This window comes from Aminobacter sp. P4_D5 (assembly GCF_056401815.1).
Genome location: NZ_JBFUIP010000850.1, coordinates 1 through 653 on the forward strand (window position 1 = coordinate 1; position 653 = coordinate 653).

1 protein-coding gene is annotated in these 653 nt (G+C 73.5%); it reads right to left on the reverse strand.

The annotated features are described in order from the left end of the window. Positions 1–622 (reverse strand): ring-opening amidohydrolase (locus tag AC1DWF_RS35375; protein ID WP_476843129.1); only part of this gene is annotated, 622 nt, incomplete at its 3' end. Between the last annotated feature and the right edge of the window lie 31 nt (positions 623–653).

Genomic DNA, 653 nt, shown 5'->3' on the forward strand with positions numbered 1-653 from the left:
CGGCGTCCGTGACCGCGTCCTCGTCGATCTCACCCAGGGCCAGTGCCACCCCCAGCGCCGAGGCCCCGCGCGAGAGCCCCATCGAGGCATAGGTCTCGGCCGTCGCCACGCTTTCGCCGCGGGAGGCTGCCTCGGCCACCCGCGCCGAGGTGATCAGCGGGCACTTCACCTGCACGAAATGCACCTCGGCCGGGTCGGTGATGCCGGCATCGCCCATGGCCATGCGCACCGCCCTCGCCGTGGCGTGGACCTGCGCCATCCGCCCGATCGCCTCGGGCGGCAGCTCCGGCGTGAAGCCGACGCCGAGGGCCAGCGCGCCCGTGCCCTCGCCGGCCGCCTCGCGCGCGGCCAGCACCAGGAAATGCGGGGAGAGCCCGCCTTCGGTCCCGCCCGACATGACCAGCGCCGCGCGATGCCCGGCGGGAAGGGCCATGGAAAGCATCCTGGAGGCATAGGAACGGGTAAAGTCGTTCACGCAGCCATTGCCCTCGGTCTTGCCGAGGATCGCCACCACCTCCTCCGGCCGCAGCGCGCCGCTGTCGAAGAGGGCGACGACGCCGGAGACGTCGCCGGGGTCGCGCATCGGCACGCGGAAGGCGAGGGCGCGGCGGGTGGTCATCATGCGGCGGTGTCTCCGGAGTGGCCTCCTCGCC